Annotated in this window: 15 protein-coding genes; 11 read left to right on the top strand and 4 right to left on the bottom strand. The window is 42.4% G+C overall.

All coding sequences use genetic code 11. The annotated features are described in order from the left end of the window. Position 1 precedes the first annotated feature (1 nt). Positions 2-595, top strand: coding sequence for a class D sortase (locus ACYX4O_RS18280; protein ID WP_476352938.1), 594 nt, complete (start codon positions 2-4; stop codon positions 593-595). Between the two features lie 205 nt (positions 596-800). On the opposite strand, the gene ACYX4O_RS18275 is transcribed toward ACYX4O_RS18280, so the two are convergent. From ACYX4O_RS18275 to lanKC, 3 genes are all read right to left on the bottom strand, one after another. Continuing rightward, positions 801-1,655 carry an alpha/beta fold hydrolase gene (locus ACYX4O_RS18275; RefSeq protein ID WP_476352936.1) on the bottom strand — a complete coding sequence of 285 codons (855 nt, stop codon included), beginning with the start codon at positions 1,653-1,655 and terminating at the stop codon, positions 801-803. 335 nt (positions 1,656-1,990) lie between these two features. Then, on the bottom strand, positions 1,991-3,286 hold the full coding sequence (locus ACYX4O_RS18270; RefSeq protein ID WP_476352934.1) for an MFS transporter: 1,296 nt from the start codon (positions 3,284-3,286) through the stop codon (positions 1,991-1,993). 33 nt (positions 3,287-3,319) lie between these two features. Beyond that, positions 3,320-6,049, bottom strand: a complete 2,730-nt coding sequence (gene lanKC / locus ACYX4O_RS18265) for a class III lanthionine synthetase LanKC (RefSeq protein WP_476352933.1) — start codon at positions 6,047-6,049, stop codon at positions 3,320-3,322. 791 nt (positions 6,050-6,840) lie between these two features. Here lanKC and ACYX4O_RS18260 point away from each other — a divergent pair. Both ACYX4O_RS18260 and ACYX4O_RS18255 read left to right on the top strand, forming a co-directional pair. After that, positions 6,841-6,996, top strand: a complete 156-nt coding sequence (locus tag ACYX4O_RS18260) for a hypothetical protein (RefSeq protein ID WP_476352931.1) — start codon at positions 6,841-6,843, stop codon at positions 6,994-6,996. A 302-nt stretch (positions 6,997-7,298) separates the two neighbouring features. Continuing rightward, positions 7,299-8,423: an acyltransferase gene (locus tag ACYX4O_RS18255; RefSeq protein WP_476352929.1), complete on the top strand. Its 1,125-nt coding sequence runs from the start codon at positions 7,299-7,301 to the stop codon at positions 8,421-8,423. A gap of 73 nt (positions 8,424-8,496) precedes the next feature. Here ACYX4O_RS18255 and ACYX4O_RS18250 read toward each other — a convergent pair whose 3' ends face one another. Then, complete coding sequence (locus ACYX4O_RS18250) at positions 8,497-9,672, bottom strand: amidohydrolase (protein WP_476352927.1); 1,176 nt, start codon at positions 9,670-9,672, stop codon at positions 8,497-8,499. A gap of 199 nt (positions 9,673-9,871) precedes the next feature. Between ACYX4O_RS18250 and ACYX4O_RS18245 the strand changes: the two genes are divergently transcribed. From ACYX4O_RS18245 to ACYX4O_RS18210, 8 genes are all read left to right on the top strand, one after another. Beyond that, entirely contained in the window at positions 9,872-10,333 is a 462-nt protein-coding gene (locus ACYX4O_RS18245; RefSeq protein WP_476352925.1) for an Lrp/AsnC family transcriptional regulator, read from the top strand. A gap of 163 nt (positions 10,334-10,496) precedes the next feature. Continuing rightward, complete coding sequence (locus ACYX4O_RS18240; protein ID WP_476352924.1) at positions 10,497-11,345, top strand: M55 family metallopeptidase; 849 nt, start codon at positions 10,497-10,499, stop codon at positions 11,343-11,345. Positions 11,346-11,366: 21 nt separating this feature from the next. Beyond that, the gene (locus ACYX4O_RS18235; protein ID WP_476352922.1) at positions 11,367-12,293 is read left to right on the top strand and encodes an ABC transporter permease; all 927 of its coding nucleotides are present in this window, start codon (positions 11,367-11,369) and stop codon (positions 12,291-12,293) included. A gap of 2 nt (positions 12,294-12,295) precedes the next feature. Beyond that, positions 12,296-13,240, top strand: coding sequence for an ABC transporter permease (locus tag ACYX4O_RS18230; RefSeq protein WP_476352920.1), 945 nt, complete (start codon positions 12,296-12,298; stop codon positions 13,238-13,240). A gap of 12 nt (positions 13,241-13,252) precedes the next feature. Then, the gene (locus tag ACYX4O_RS18225; protein ID WP_476352918.1) at positions 13,253-14,272 is read left to right on the top strand and encodes an ABC transporter ATP-binding protein; all 1,020 of its coding nucleotides are present in this window, start codon (positions 13,253-13,255) and stop codon (positions 14,270-14,272) included. Continuing rightward, entirely contained in the window at positions 14,272-15,231 is a 960-nt protein-coding gene (locus ACYX4O_RS18220) for an ABC transporter ATP-binding protein (protein WP_476352916.1), read from the top strand. The genes ACYX4O_RS18225 and ACYX4O_RS18220 overlap by 1 nt, the downstream gene beginning before the upstream one ends. Positions 15,232-15,244: 13 nt before the next feature. Then, positions 15,245-16,849, top strand: coding sequence for a peptide ABC transporter substrate-binding protein (locus ACYX4O_RS18215; RefSeq protein ID WP_476352914.1), 1,605 nt, complete (start codon positions 15,245-15,247; stop codon positions 16,847-16,849). 61 nt (positions 16,850-16,910) lie between these two features. Next, the gene (locus tag ACYX4O_RS18210; RefSeq protein WP_476352912.1) at positions 16,911-17,264 is read left to right on the top strand and encodes a DUF3899 domain-containing protein; all 354 of its coding nucleotides are present in this window, start codon (positions 16,911-16,913) and stop codon (positions 17,262-17,264) included. Positions 17,265-17,298 lie beyond the last annotated feature (34 nt).

Genomic DNA, 17,298 nt, shown 5'->3' with positions numbered 1-17,298 from the left:
AATGAAGAGAAAGCCATCTATTATGGGGGTAGCGTTGGTGATTATGGGTGCCATTCTCATATCCATTCCATTCATCTATGAATGGAAGCAAAATCAAAAAGTTGAAGCTCTTGAAAAGGCACTGGACACTGTAGCCGTTTCACAGGAGCAAGGCGAGGAACTTTCCCTCTCGTCTAAGGATTTACCCATTTCAGAAGAACAATTATCGGACGTATTAGAATTAGAGATCCCATCCATTCAAGTAAAGGAAATGGTACTTCCAGACACTACGCTTGAAAATTTGAGCATAGCCCTCACGCAAATCAAGGCAGATCAGAAGCCTGGTGAAGGAAACTTTACTATTGCCGGCCACCGTGGATATCGAGCAAACAGACACTTTCGAAATTTGCCGAAAGTAAAAACAGGGGAAGAGATTCTCCTACATCAAGGCGATCAAACATTTGTGTATGAAATAACGGATATTAAAGTCATCGCTCCTACTAAGACGGAAGTGTTGCAGGACCATAAAGATCAAAAGGAAATCACCCTTATTACCTGCACAATGGATGGAAAAGACCGAGTCATGGTAAAAGGCACACTAAAGCAATCAACGTAATGGGATGCGGGGACAGGTACCTTGTCCCCACATCTGAATTAGGGACACAGGGACGGGTTCCTTGTCCCGTTTTATAGGTGTGTTTTATTAGAGAAATCGAAAGAAAGGAGGGACAACGTACCTGTCCCTCTGTCCAGACAAACGTAAAGCAGCGCCTCTAGGCGCTGCTTATTTGTTTTATATCCATACTATTTTAGAGTTTCTATTATATGAACTTCTTAATCTCTGCCGCGAATTGTTCCGGTGCTTCTTGAGGTACCCAGTGGGCAGCGTTAAATCTGACTAATGTGCTATTAGGTAAATCGTTCACCAATTTTTCACCCGTTTCTACCGGCTGCCAAGAGTCATTCTCGCCCCATAATAGGAGCACAGGGACTTGAATGTTGGAAAGCTTAGCTGTGAGTGCAGTTGTTTCGTTGGTATTCAATGCCGCAGCATTACGGACAAGACTCAACTTACCTTCTTCATGTAAATACGGCGCCATGATTCCTTGTAAAAAGGTTTCCGTTAGCTGATCTTGGTTAGAGAACATCCCTTCATACGCCTGCGTTAGAAAGGCTTCTAATTCTTGAAGAGAATCATTCTTTCTAGACGGGTGACCCATCTTCAACATTGGTTCAATTGGCCAGGAGTCATAGGCGACACTGTTTGAGAGGACGAGTTTATTTATTCGGTCTGGTTCATTATGAGCGAGTAGTAAACCAACTCCTCCGCCTATATCATGGGCAACCACATTCACTTCATCTAATCCCAATTCATCCAAGAGCTTAATGACCATGTTTGCTTGTACTTGAAGGGAACGATCAAACTGATCACGCTGATCAGACGAACCATAGCCGAGAAGGTCAGGTGCAATGACGCGGTAGCCTTTTTCCAACTTCGGAATTACACTCTGATACAAATAAGACCAGGTTGGGATGCCATGCAATAGTACAATCGGCGTGCCTGAGCCTACGTCTGTATAATTGACTTTCACGGGGTCTTCCACGACGCCTTCTAACGTGATTGATTGTTGTCTTTGCTTAAACTCCTCTACGCTAATCGTATTGTGATTTTCCATGTTTCTACCTCCTAAAATTGATGTTGAGTTTCCTTGATTCTGTTATTTCTATCATTTGTATAACCACTAAATTAATATTTAGTGGTTAGCATGATATATTACGCTCCTTTAAGTGTCAACGAATGTACTTTTAAGGCGGAACAAAGGGACAGGGACATAGGGACGGGTTCACTGTCCCGGAAAGTATGAAACTACTGGTAATCTTCTGTACTTGAGTAACCATATAAAAGGCGTTATGCCAAAAAACCTCTTGATCAATTGCTCGATCAAGAGGTTTTTTTAATTCCATAGTATTAAAGAGAAGGGGACAATGTACCTGTCCCTCCGTCCCGTTCTTATGTTCCTTGTGCTTGCAATGTACTTTTTTCTTCATCTTCTTTAACTTGTTCTTCAATAAGTAAGTGGGCATTTCTTATATCAGGCATGGTTAAGGAGAGGATGGAGACGGAAATTGTTAATATACCTGACACCACGAACAAAATACTAACTCCAATGATGTCACCTAGTATACCTGCTGCAAGTGTACTAAGCGGCATGAGTATTGTGGAAAGACTTCTCTTTAAACCATCCACTCTTCCTCTGTAACTGGTTTCAATGATTGAAATTTGGATCGTGTACAGGTGGACAGAGCTAACGGTAATAAAGAGCGTTCGGGTAAATAACAACGCGTTTGTCACCCATATTAGGGAAGATAAACCAATCCCAATTGTACATAAGCCTGCTATTAACCAAGAAACGAATAAAAGGTGACCAATCTTAATTTTATTGCCAAGATTAGCTGCTACTATCCCGCCTAAAATACCGCCCACAACTGCAACAGCTTGAAGGGTTCCGAATATAGTGGCATCCGCATTCAATTGAGTTTGTACAAGGGCAGGGTATAGGACACCTATAAATCCAGCCACATTAACTAAGATGCTTAGGATGATAATGCTACGTATAATTCGCATATCCCAAATATAAGAGAGACCGCTCTTTAGGTCCTTGACGATATTCAATTTGTAAGAAAGTTTCTTCTTAGATCCATCTTCATGCTGGCTGTCTGATTCCCTTTTAGGAATCTTCATGAAGACAATACATAAAGCAACCAGAATGTAGGATAAGGCATCAATGTTTAATGCCCATCCTGCTCCGACTCCGGCTACCATGAATCCTGCAAGGGCAGTGCCTAACAAGCTAGCTGTTTTGGCAATCGTGGTGAAAAGACCAGAGACTTGTGGGAGCTGTTTCCTCTCAACAATGTCAGGAATGATGGACGATTCAACAGGGTAAGTGAAGATCCCCAATGCATTTACGATCACAATAGAGATATAGGCAAAGGCGATGGGGAGGCTTCCTGTTGCAAGTGTCGTGACCCCTAACGAAACTGTTACGAGAGCTGATGTCAAATGGATACCCACTAGGAGTCTCTTCCGATCAAATCTATCTGCCAGAATACCTCCCAGTGGAGCAAAGATGACGCTACTTAGATGCCAAATCACACCTACCATAGCACTACTTAAAACGGAAGATGTTTGCTCAAATACAACCCACATGACAGCTAGGTTGAAGAAGGCGTCTCCTATTATGGAAATCGTCTGACCCGTCCAGAGGGTTACTAAGCTTCTATTACGAAACAGGGTTAAATCCATCAAATCCCTCCTTTCTTGTTTAATCCCTTATCATTAGTTTCGAACAAGAGGGCGGGCTACTTCGGAAGATTTAACATCTAACAACTCATCTACTGTAAAATTAAAATTGTTGAATGGTTTATCATGATGTAACAGTCGATGGAAGTATAGTGCTACCCCTGCCGAACCTGTGGCAAGATCAGTGGAAATCCTCCATAGACGTTCTCCAGGGTATACCTTTCCTTCAGGTCGATTGAGTTCAAACAACCTCATATTTTCATAGATTTGATAGGCTTCTTGTAAATACGATTCCTCACCCAAAAATTGATAGGCGTCAATAAGGACATTACCGAGTCCGGCCATGCCTTGAAAGAGATTAGGGTAGATTGTGTATTCTTTGCAAATATCAGGGATTAGGAGGTCTAGGTAACTCTTATACCTCTCCTCTTTAGTTACATAATAATAGCGAATAAGTGCTGTAATGACGCCAGCACTTCCGTCAATCCAGTAGTGGCTCAGCACATTATCCTGTGCTTCATGAACGGTGCCTCTTTTTGTGCTGTAGTATCCTTCCTCACTCTTGACTAATAATTCCAGTTCGTGGTCAAGGGCAGCTCTTCCTAAGGTGAAGTACTCTTGTGAGCCGGATGCTTTACTTAAATAGAGAAGGAATAGGGCAATTCCACTAGACCCGCATGCATAACCTGTCCAAGACTCTCCGTTTATATCGACCCAATAGCGGCTACCGCTCTCATTTTCAAGTGCATGTTCTTGTAACCAATCCCCTGCTTTTTTAGCCTCATCTAGCCATTCTTCATCTTTCGTTATGGAGTATTGATGCAAGCAAGAAAGTCCATACCCTGAGAGACCGTAAAACACGTCCCCTTGTTTATAAAGAAGAGGGTGGTTTCGGGTACTTCTTAGCACATGCTCTGCAACATCTTGTAGGCCTAATGTATTGAATCCCCAAGCAACTCCTGATAACCCGATATAGAGACCGGGAGGGTAACTTTCGATATTAAGATCCTTTAGTAAAATCCATGAAGTAAGCTTTTTAGGGACAGAATTTTTGATTGTTTTTAGAGCATGGGCAATTCCAAGAGCCCCATAAGCTAGACTTAAAGGATTTGTACCAAATACAGTCGGATCAGAAGGGAAGAGGCGATCTTCTCTTGTATAATCAGCGGATTTCTCAATGTACTGGACTAACTCTTCTATATCAATTTTTAGTTCTGTATTCAGTTTAGCGATATCAGATGCGGATAGCTGCTGCTTAGGTTGATATGTAACAGAATGGGTCGCGACAGCTTTAATTCTTTGGCATACACTTTCCATAGTAGGTCGCTCAGAAGGATTTTCGTGCATACATTCTTTTATTAGATTTAATAAATCATTTGGATAACCGATCTTAGCTCCTACTGTATCAATTAGATATCCCTTCTTGGAGTGATCTAGCTCGAGTAAATTGTTAAATGGAAATAGTGAAAACAGCATAACTGAGCCAAAACCGTATACATCATTCACTTCTCCTTCGTTCTTATAAAAGGTTCTTACATCCGAATAACCCGGCGTTCTCATTCCAGTCGGCTCGTCTTGTCCTTTCCGCCATGCTCCTTCTAAGTCAATTAACCGAATATCTAGTGTTTCTTCGTCAACTAAGATATTCGTTGCAGAAAGGTCGCTGATCACGATTTGATCTTGGTGGATCTTATAAATACTTTGTGATAGCTTTTTGAAAATGGTAAGCATCTTACCAACGTAGTCCTGGCTGTCTTTTTGCGTACGCACTACTTTGACAAAAGGGGTATGCTGGGTGAAATAAGGTCCTAAGTTAAGTCCTGATATGAATTCTTCCACTAAATACGAATGCTCCCACTCATTAAAGAAGTCAATAGGGGTAGGGGCGATCTCATAGGTTTGGATCGATTGAAGAATCTCAAATTCTCTCCTCAAATTTGTTGTAGCATCCTCACCATTTTCTTTATTTACCGTACCAGGTCTAGCTTCTTTAATAACGACTGTACGATCTGTCGTGGAGTCTATTGCTTTATAGACACCGCCGGAATTGGAATAATGCAATACACTTTGTATTAGGTAACGTCCATTATTCAGGGAAATGCCTGCATCTTCCTCCTCTTCTTCGTGAACAAATGGGTCAATGATGCCTTCAGGAAGCATAAAGAATGGATTTCTAGAATCATCAATTAAATTCCCTTCAGGATCATAAATCTTGTAAGAACTTTCACCTGATACAGTAGGTGATTTAACCTCTTTTATTCCGCCGTAACGGTAATAGAGCACCTTGCAATCTTTATATCTTCTGTCCGATAAGATAAAGGGTCCGCTATATCCTTTAAGGTTCTGATAAAGGACTTCCATAAATGATATGAATTGTTCCTCATCAGCAGGGTAAATCGTAAAGAACTTCCCGCTTCCACCACGTCGTTGGATTTTACCTGTAAAGTAATATAGGGATTGAATATCGACCAAAAATTTGAAGGGGATGTTATGTTCAATACAAAGAGGGATCACAACTGATAAAATCTCTTTACATTGACTGGGGATAGCTGATACATGAATTTTCCACCCTTGGACCGGTAAAGATTGCAAGCCATTAGATGGCTTAACATGGTACCATAAATTTGTTCTTGATGTTCTCCAATCTAAAGGAACAAGAGTTTTGGCTAATCTAAGTAAATCATCATTAGGGAAGTAGTGATTGGGTGATTCATAAGTTTCGCTATCATAACGTGCGAAATGTTGATGCAATCCTTCAAATTCCATGGTTGGGCCTCCTTCATTTTGAAAAAGAGAGACAGCCTTTGCTATCTCTCTTTAAATACAGATTATTTCTTATACCTTCAATAAACGTAAGTCATACATCTATTTAGTAAGTATAATGAATTATTTCATAGCTTCGTTACAGCTGTTAGAATCGCAGCTAGAAACGCTCCAAGATGCAACTGAACGAACTGGCTTTTCAGATTGAATGGCTTGTAGTCGTAGAATGTTTTTCATTGCGTTCACCTCCTGTTTATTATGCTAATCCCTTAATAAGGAATGAGAATTACTTCATAGCATCGTTACAGCTGTTAGAATCACAGCTAGAAACACTCCAAGACGCTATTGAACGAACTGGCTTCTCGGCTTGCATCACTTGCAGTTGAAGAACGTTTTTCATTTCATACACCTCCTATACCTATAAATATAAAGTAGAATTCTGTTAAAGAATTTCTCTTGTGGTGTTAATATAAATATTGGACATGGAAGGGAAAACTCCTCTATATCAAGGTTTGGGAAAATAGTTTGAAAATTAGCAATTTAATTTGATGATTTTTAATAAATCTTTCTCAACCTCTAAAACTTTACTTTGTTGATCCCATGTGGTAAAAGGTGTGGGGGACATAGGGACGGGTTCATTGTCCCGGAGTGCATGGAACTGTTAGTAATCTTCTATACTTAAGAAGCCGTACAAAAGGGGTTGTGATGTAATAGGAGTTTCTTATTCCATACCGTTTACGAGAAGTGGGCCAAGGTACCCGTCCCTATGTCCCAAAGTGCAAAAGGAGTATGTTATGGAAGATTATCAAAAGCAAGAAGCGCTGAAAGCTCAGGATGAAATGATGGAAATAGCGGATCGATTATTTCAGGAAGGGAAGTCGGAAGCGGAAGTAAGGCAAGCTCTTTCTGATTATCTTGATCGAAAACGGGCAGAGGTGCGGAATAATTAATGATAGTAGCTGAGGAGGTGGAAGGTGTGCTCCTCGCTTCGAATAGTAGAAATCTAGTAAAGCAGGGGAGGAGTATAGCTTCCCTGCTTTATTTTTGTTTAAAGGAGGTCACATCTTGTCCTGAGTACATTTAATTATTTATGGTAGATTTCTGTCTTGATCAAACGTTTGATCAAGACAGAGGAGGGGCTGCAAAGTTCAAGTACAGCCATGCCCGGACATGGAATAGTATGAAATGGAATAGAAATCCCTTCTACTTTTACTTATAATTCTTGTAGAAGACGAACGATCTGAGGGGTCTTATGGAAAGAAATTATGCTATAGATTATTTTAAATTTTGGGCTATATTTTTCATCGTTTGTATCCATACCAAGCCATTTAGAGGAGCAATGGTTCTAGGTGTTGAAGGTGAGGATATCCACTTTCTCATTAATACCTTTGCAAGGTTTGGAGTACCGTTTTTCTTTATTGTCTCTGGCTTTCTATTTGGTCAAAAGCTTCTGACAACAGGAAATCGGAAGGAATATTTTACTCGATACTTTAGTAAGATTGTGAAACTATTTGTGTATTGGTATCTATTCTATGTACTGTACGGGGTAGTCTTACGTATCGTGAGCGCGTTAGGAGAGGGCTTAAGTATAAAAGCGGCCATACTTCCTTATTTAAATTCCTTCATAGGATTAAAGGAATTGGTATTCTTTATTGCTTACGGCGATGGAGGAGGGCCAGGATCCTATCACTTGTGGTATTTACCTGCTTTACTTTGGTCGATTCTCACCCTGTTTGTGTTTAGTACATACAATAAATTGAATGTACTCCTTGGCATTAGTATAGTGCTTCATGTAATTGGTTTATTTGGACAAACGTATTCAGGTATCGTTGACTGGGAATTTTTCAATTCTACTGTAACCTCAAGAGGGGCGGTGTTTTTTGGTCTTTTTTATACCACGTTAGGTTGTTGGATTGCGTTTCATTATGATTGGATTAGAGAAAAAGTTGATCAGGTTCATTCATCCGTCTTTATCCTATTATTTGCGATCTTTTCTGTAACTCAAATTGGTGAAAGAACCGTTGCCACTATGTACTGGAGTGAAGAGATAAAGGGTGTGGATTTCTTTCTATCTACCATCTTCTTAACTGTATCTCTGTTTTTATTTGTGATAAAAAATGGTCATATAGGGAAGGGATCTTTACTCTCCAAAGTGGGGAAAAATGCGGTCGGGATCTATGTGGCGCATACCTTATTTGTTGATTTAACATTTATGATGTTGGAGTCCTATAATGTTGCTTTACGAGAGACCGTTGTGTTCCATTTATTGTTTACACCGATTGTTGTAATACTGGCTTATTTATTTTATAGTCTGCTGCAATTCATTAAGCGAGAGATTAAAGCTAGATACAGGGGGACAGGTACATCGTCCCTCTAAATCCGAGATAATGGTATGTAGGGAAGTAAAAAAAGCAAAGTACTAATGGAGTACTTTGCTTTTTTGTTCTCTTTTATGAATATCCGCCGGGACGATGTACCTGTCCCCCTGTCCCATAAACCTCTTCTCCATTAACAAATGTTTTCAGCACATAACTGCTACCGTTAAACGGGTCGTCATTCCAAAGTACTACATCCGCATCTTTACCTTTTTCTAAAGACCCGACGTGCTCATCTACTCCTAAATGCTTAGCCGCATTTAGTGTAATGGATCTCCATGCATCTTTATCTTCTAAACCATGGTTGTGGGCTTGAATAGCGCTCATTCGTAAGTATTCAATACCAACGACAGGGTGATCGGTCGTAATGGAAACAGAGACCCCGGCTTGGTTAAGGATGCCTGCTGTTTCCCAACCTTTGTCACTTAGCTCTACTTTAGAGCGAGTGGACATCGTAGGCCCTATGGCTGCCGGGAAGTTAAATTGGGCAATGTAATCAGGTATTTGGTGACCTTCCGTGCAATGCTCGATACTAATATCTAGATCAAATTCCTTAGCTAGCCTAAGAAGGGTTACAATGTCGTCTGCGCGATGAGCGTGGGCGCGAAGTGGAATTTCTTTATCGAGTACTTTGCCCAAGTTCTCAAGGCCCAGATCGTCCTCGACGTTCTCCCTGCGCTCGAGCTTTTGCTTATATTGTTGTGCCTTTCTTAACTGTTGGCGGAACATGGCCGCGATCCCCATACGTGTCACAGGGGCATGGCCTTTTGAGCCGTGAAGGCGTTTTGGATTTTCACCGAAAGCAGCCTTCATGCCAGATGGTCTACGGAGCACCATTTCATCCACAACGTTCCCGCTAGTCTTAAGCGTCACCATTTCCCCTCCGATGACATTGGCGCTTCCTGGTAACACCTGTACGGTTGTCACACCAGCCTTTCGCGCATCCTCAAACCCTTTATCACGGGGGTTAATCCCATCTAGCGCCCGAATTTCTGGAGTAATAGGACTACTTGTTTCGTTAAAGTCTTGCCCCGGCTGTCCGATCCCTTCTTCATGTACTCCAAGGTGCGTGTGCACATCGATAAGTCCTGGTGTGATATAGAGTCCGGTTGCATCGATGACCTGTTCAGGCTCCTCGCTAAGCTCAACTTCTCCAACTTGAGTTACTTTTCCACCTTCCATGAGTACACTCGCATTCGGAATCGTCTCACCATTTCCAACAATAATTGTCCCGTTTTTAATTAACTTCATTCGAATCACCTCTGAATAAAAAATGTATAAATTGGTAAAAATCTCTTGCGTTCATTTGACTGAAAATTTATACTATTAACAAATTTACAATTTCGATACTAAACGAAATGGATAGAGATGTAAATAGGAAGCTGATTCGGAATTAAGGTTCGGATTAGGTCTAATTTCATAGAAAATATACCGAAAGGCGGAATGGAATATGTCGTCAGAGGAATTCGATTCTGTAATCGACGAATTGGATAAAGGCATTATTAAACAATTGTCGAAGAATGGGCGTATGTCTTTTGCGGAGATCGCAAGTGAGCTGGACGTTACAGAAAAAACCGTTCGAAAACGCTATAACCAATTGGTTGATAACAATATTCTGGAGGTTGTAGGAGTTGTAAACCCTATTACATTAGGGATTAAGATTGGTGCTATTGTACAGGTGCAAGTTGTTCCTCAGTACATAGATGAGGTCATTGCTTCTTTAAAGAATATTCCGGTTATTCGCTACGTCACAACGCTGACTGGGGAATACCAATTGCTTGGTCAGGTGAATGTCAGGAGCTATGAAGAACTCAATGAGACGGTTAAGAAGGTTTACCAGATTCCACATATCCAATCGACTAACGTCCTAGTTCAAATGGATGTCCATAAAAATACATTCGAATATTTATAGATCTATTTTTTTAAACATACATGTTTGAAAATTCAGTCTATATAAGAATTAAGACAAATAAGCTATAAATCTGTCCCGGAGGAGAAGGTGTGGGAACGATCCCATACGCGGTGGACTTGCCGATGATTTCAAGTATGAAAAATAAGACTGTAGGAGGATCCACATGAAAATTTTTATCTCAGCAGATATTGAAGGAATTTCTGGTGTGGCCACAAATGTGCAACTGAAGAAAAATGATGAGTACCAACGTTTCCGAAAGCTCATGACCGAAGAAGTAAATGCCGCTGTGCGTGGTGCCTTTAACGGAGGGGCGACAGAGGTGGTTGTGGCAGATGGGCATGGGAATATGTCGAACATTTTAATTGAAGAGTTCGATGAACGGGCTCGTCTTATTTCAGGGAGTAACCGCGTGATGTGTCAGTTAGAAGGCCTAGATGAGACGGTTGATGGCATGATGTTTGTGGGTCATCACGGTCGTGAATCAGGTTCTGAGCGGACTACCATCAGTCACACGTTAGCTGGGATTTGTGTTAAAGAAATGAAAGTAAATGGGAAAGTGGTGGGCGAAACGGAATTAAATGCTGGGGCTGCAGGCTTCTACAACGTTCCGTCCATTTTCATCTCAGGCGACGATGCTTATGTGGATGAAGTGAAGGAAACGTTGCCAGATGTCGAGAGTGTTGTGACAAAGCGCGGGATCGACCGCTTTGCTGCTGATCTTCGCTCACCTAAACAAGTTCATAGAGAAATAGAGAAGAAGGCTGAGGCTGCGGTACAACGACTGGATACGTTTACGCCATATGAAGTACCCGGTCCAATTACATTCGACCTAACCTTTAAAGGGTCTCAACAAGCGTTGATGACGACAACCATTCCGACAGTTGAAATGACAGGGACAGAAAGCGTTCGGTTTACTTGTCAGGATTATATAACTGCCTACAAGCAAATGTGGGGGCTTGTCATTATTGCGATGTCTGCCACGAACGGAGTACTCGGTCACGTGAATGCATAACAGAAAGAAAGGAGGAGGAAGATGTACATTCTTAAGCGATTCCTAACGATGATTGTGACAATTTGGGTCATTACAACGTTAACGTTTATTATCATGCACTCCATACCGGGCGATCCTTTTGCCTCAGATGCTGATGTGCTACCAGAAGAAGTCGTTGAGAATATGAGGGAGAAATACAACCTCGATCAGCCACTTCCTATTCAATATCTTCTTTATTTGAAGAACCTCGCCACCTTGGATTTAGGACCGTCCATTGAATCAAAAACACGGGATGTGAACACGTTGATTGCGGATGGATTTCCGGCGTCTGCGTTACTTGGTATACAAGCACTTGTGATCGCTATTGTTTTTGGCCTGTTATTAGGAATCGTCGCAGCACTGAATCACAACGGTCTGATGGACTACCTCTCCATGGGGGTAGCGATTATAGGGATTTCAGTGCCAAGCTTTATTCTCGCGCCTCTCTTGATTAAATATTTTGCCGTAGACTGGGGGCTTCTTCCTGTAGCTTCGTGGGGAACGTGGGAGCATACAGTGTTACCGTCGGTTGCTTTAGCCACGGCCCCGCTTGCGATCGTTGCCCGCTTCATGAGGTCGAGCATGCTTGAAGTCATGAATCAAGATTACATAAAAACCGCAGATGCCAAAGGGGTCAGTACGATCGGGATTGTGATTAAGCACGGTATTCGTAACGCACTCATTCCGGTTATCTCTTTTATCGGCCCTCTTGTTGCGTTTCTTCTTACAGGAACGTTCGTGATTGAGAAGATCTTTGCCATACCAGGGATTGGGAAGTATTTCGTCGATAGCATCTTTAATCGTGATTTCCCTGTCATCCTAGGCACCACCATCTTCTTTAGTGCGATTCTCATTGTGACCTTGTTTGTTGTGGATATTTCGTATCGATTAGTGGATCCAAGAATTAAATTATCGAGTAAGGGGGAGTAGAGATGATCGAACAGAGAAATGAAGAAGATTTATTTCACCCCGTAGACCGCAATCGGTTCAAGCAAAATGAGATCGTCAGGCCGAGTGTCGGTCAATTCAGGGAAACCGTTACGAACATTTTACGAAATAAACTTGCCGTTCTAGGAATGTTCATTTTAGTGATTATCACCTTTTTCGCCATCTTCGGACCTGGAATGGTCCCTTATAGTTATTCGGATCAGAACTTAGAAGCAAAGAACCTGGCGCCAAGTGCTGAGCATTGGTTTGGAACGGATTCACTTGGGAGAGATATGTGGGCTCGTACATGGTATGGTGCTCGAATCTCTTTAACGATCGGGATTGCTGCTGCGTTAATTGACCTCATCATGGGCCTTGTGGTTGGAGGAATATCAGGGTATATGGCTGGTCGAGGGAAATTGGGCGACCGAATTGATGGCTTCCTAATGCGCATTGTCGAGATCTTATATGGTATTCCGTATTTACTGGTGGTGATTTTGCTACTAGTTGTGATGGAACCTGGTTTATGGACCATTATACTCGCGTTATCCATTACAGGCTGGGTCGGCATGGCGCGAATTGTAAGGGGGCAAATCCTTCAGTTAAAAGAGCAAGAGTACGTAACAGCTGCTCAGAAGCTTGGTACGTCACACGGAAAAATTATTTGGCGTCATTTGTTCCCGAATATGATCGGCATTATTATTGTGAACCTTACGTTTACGATTCCCAATGCGATTTTCTCAGAATCTTTTTTAAGTTTTATTGGTTTAGGGGTACAAGCCCCGATTGCAAGCTGGGGAACGATGGCGAATGATGCATTAGGTGTCATCTTAACCGGACAGTGGTGGCGTTTATTCTTCCCAGGATTCCTTATCTCGTTAACAATGTTTGCATTTAACGTATTTGGAGATGGGTTACAAGATGCGCTCGATCCACAATCAAGTGATTAAAGGAGGGATGAGATGGAACGTTTATTAGAAGTTGAAGATTTGCACGTATCGTTTAAGACCTATGGCGGGGAAGTGCAAGCTGTACGCGGTGTGAACTTCCACGTCAATAAAGGAGAAGTACTCGCCATTGTGGGGGAGAGTGGTTCTGGTAAGAGTGTGACAGCGAAGACGATTATGGGATTGTTACCGAAGAAAGTGAGCCGCATCAGCTCAGGAGTGATCACTTTCGAAGATGATAACTTGCTATCGTACTCCAAGAAAGAAATGCAAAACGTAAAAGGATCTAAAATTAGTCTTATTTCTCAAGATCCGATGACATCTCTGAACCCTACGATGAAGATTGGTTACCAGATTGACGAATCCTTAAAACTGCATACGAATTTATCTAAAACGGAACGAAAAAGCCGCGTGTTGGAGCTTCTTACCTTAGTTGGTATTCCGAATGTAGAGGAGCGCTATAGCCAGTATCCACATGAGTTGAGCGGAGGGATGAGGCAGAGAGTTCTGATTGCTGTTGCCCTTGCCTGTGAACCTCAGCTTATTATTGCAGATGAACCGACAACAGCGCTTGATGTAACCATTCAGGCTCAAATTCTTGACCTGCTTAAAGACCTCCAGAAGCGCTTGGATACGTCTATTTTAATCATCACTCATGACTTAGGGGTGGTCGCTGAAGTTGCACAGCGTGTAGCGGTCATGTACGCGGGTGTGGTTGTGGAGAGCGGTTCAGTTGAAGAAATTTTTGCGAACCCAAATCATCCTTACACGTGGGGGCTGCTCGGTTCGATTCCGAAACAAGGACAAGATGGGGCGCGAGAACGTCTGATTCCGATAGAAGGAACACCTCCTGACTTGTTCTCCCCTCCTAAAGGGTGTCCATTTGCGGCCCGGTGCGAGTATGCGATGGATATATGTGTAGAGAAAATGCCGGAGTCTACGTACTTAACGAGCGATCATGCCTCGAAATGTTGGTTGAATGACTCTAGAGCTAAGAAGCCGAAGGAAGTCGCAATGGCAGGGAGGAGTAGATGATGTCAGAGTCACTCGTAGACGTACAGCAGGTGAAGAAGCATTTCCCGATTGGAGGGAATCAAACGCTTAAAGCCGTTGATGATATCAGTTTTTCCATTCAAAAGGGAGAAACGTTAGGGCTAGTAGGAGAAAGCGGGAGTGGAAAGTCAACGCTTGGTCGCACGATTGTGGGTCTAGAAGGCGCTACATCAGGGTCCATTACGTATAAAGGAAAAGACGTATCGACTCTTGGGCGTAAAGAAGCCCGTGAAGCGAACCGAACGATGCAGATGATTTTCCAAGATCCACAGGCTTCACTGAATCCGAGAATGAAGGTCATGGATATTATCGCAGAAGGAATTGATGCGCATGGCTTATTGAAAGGGAAGAAGCGGAAAGAAAGAGTTTTTCAACTTTTAGAAAGGGTTGGTCTTCAAGCGGATCATGCGAAAAGGTATCCTCATGAATTTAGTGGAGGGCAGCGTCAACGAATTGGAATTGCACGGGCGTTGGCTGTAGAGCCTGAATTTATCGTAGCCGATGAGCCGATCTCAGCATTAGATGTCTCCATTCAAGCGCAAATTGTTAACTTAATGGAAGACCTAAGACAGGACTCAGAGCTGACGTATTTGTTTATTGCTCATGATTTAGGGATGGTGCAGCATATCAGCGATCGAATAGGAGTGATGTATCTCGGCGGGATGATGGAGCTTGCTCATAGTGACCAATTGTTCCAAGACCCCCTTCACCCTTACACGCAGGCTTTGTTATCTGCTAATCCAGTCCCGGATCCGGCGGTGACAAACAGTCGAGAGCGAATTCTGCTAGAAGGGGATCCTCCAAGTCCAGTGAATCCACCATCTGGATGTCGTTTCCGGACAAGATGTCCCCATGCTATGGATGTTTGTAGTGAAGTCGTTCCTGAATGGAAAGAACAGCAAGCGGGTCATTGGGTCGCTTGTCATCTATATAATGAATAGGAGGATGAGAGAAATGAAGAGAATGTTCTTTGGAGTGCTGTTTGTGCTTGTACTTGTACCTATGCTTGCTGCGTGTGGTGGTGATGCATCAGAGGAAGGTGAAGGCGAGTCGGAACAATCAATTACGGTGAATGCGAAGAGTGAACCACCGTCCCTCGACCCAGCGCTTGCGACGGATACAACGTCTGGATGGGTTCTGGACCACCTATATGAAGGTCTGTATACAGAAAATAAAGAAGGCGAAATTATTAAAGGCCTTGCTGAAGAAGTAGAAGTATCAGATGATAAAAAGACATATACAGTAACCATTAAAGAAGACGCTAATTGGTCAAATGGCGATCCTATTACGGCGGAGGATTTTGAATATTCATGGAAACGTGTCCTGAAGCCTGAAACAGGTAGTTCATTCGCCTTTTATATGTACTACATAAAAGGGGCTGAAGCGTACAACAAAGGTGACGGTTCGGTTGAAGACGTAGGTGTTACCGCAGTTGATGAGAAGACGCTTGAGTTTGAGCTTGAGAAGCCGACTGGGTTTATTGAGAAGCTCCTTGCTTTCTGGACGTACTACCCAGTTAATAAATCAGTGGTAGAAGAAAATGAAAACTGGGCTGCTGAAGCAGACAACTATGTCAGTAACGGTCCTTACTCCCTTGATAGCTGGGATCATGATAGTCAGCTTGTCGCTAAGAAGAACGGAGAGTATTGGAACAAAGAAGACGTGTCCATGGAGAAGATTACATGGGATATGGTGAATGATGCGAATACGTACTATCAAATGTACAAATCAGGCGAACTTGATATGATTGACACGCTTCCAACAGATGTGATCGCCCAAGAAGAAGGAAGCGAAGATTTCAAGAGTACGCCGTACTTCGGAACGTACATGTACATGTTCAACGTAGCCAAAGAACCATTTACAAATCCGAAAGTTCGAAAGGCCTTTGCGATGTCGATCGATCGTGAATCCATTACGGAAAACATCTCTCAAGGCGGCGAAGATCCTGCCTATGCCTTCGTACCTTATGGCGTAGATACACCAAACGGAGATTTCCGTGAACAAAAAGAAGCCTATTTTGAAGAAAATTATGAAGAGGCAAAGCAGTTAATTGAAGAAGCGAAACAAGAAGAAGGATGGGACGAACTTCCAACGGTTGAATTGATGTACAATACATCAGAGAACCATAAGAAGATTGCAGAGGGCGTTCAGGAAATGTTGAAACAGAATCTTGATGTGGAAGTTACATTGAATAACCAAGAGTGGAACACGTACCTTGATACAACCAAACAAGGAAACTACCAAATGGCTCGTATGGGCTGGATTGGCATTTATGTTGATCCAACGCCGATCCTTGATTATTATCTTGGAGATAGCCCGAACAACCGTACAAACTGGGTAAGCGAAGAGTACGATTCTCTGATGGCTGAATCAAAAGGAATTCAAGATCCGGCGAAACGAATGGAGAAGCTTCATGAAGCAGAGGAAATCTTAATGGAAGAACTTCCATTTATGCCTGTCTACCACTATTCTCAGAACTATTTAACTTCACAAGACTACAAAGGAATTGTGTATCCGGTAAACGGCATGCCTTACCTGCAATGGGCTGAAAAGGAATAATATAAAGAAGAGCTGACCTTAAGAATGAGGTCAGCTCTTTATATAAAAGGGGAGTGAAACGATGTTTTTTGTTATTCCGATGGCGTTGTCGGCAATGATCCTTGTTTTATGTTACGGGCTAGGGGATTTTGGATTAATACATATGGTGAACACAGCCTTTTACTGGGGATTGATTAGTCTGACGATCGGAACCTTCCTTCACATTATTCAAACTGGCTTTTTTCAATTGTTTACGAGTGGATTTAAACAGCTAAAACGGCGGACAAGGTCTGCTGAACGGGTGGAACAGCAGTTGAAAGAAGATAGACAGTTGCAGAATTGGAAGCAAGGCGTTCTTAATAAGAGCAGGATTATGCTATTGGGAATTGGACTAGGAATGACCATATCAGCATTTGGCGGCGTGTTGATGTTATAAGGGACGGGGGGACAGGTACATTGTCCCGTTTAAT

The sequence above is a fragment of the Pontibacillus sp. ABV4_188 genome (genome assembly GCF_056311905.1).
Note: the sequence above shows the minus strand (reverse complement) of the source record. Positions and strands in the feature narration are given on the sequence as shown.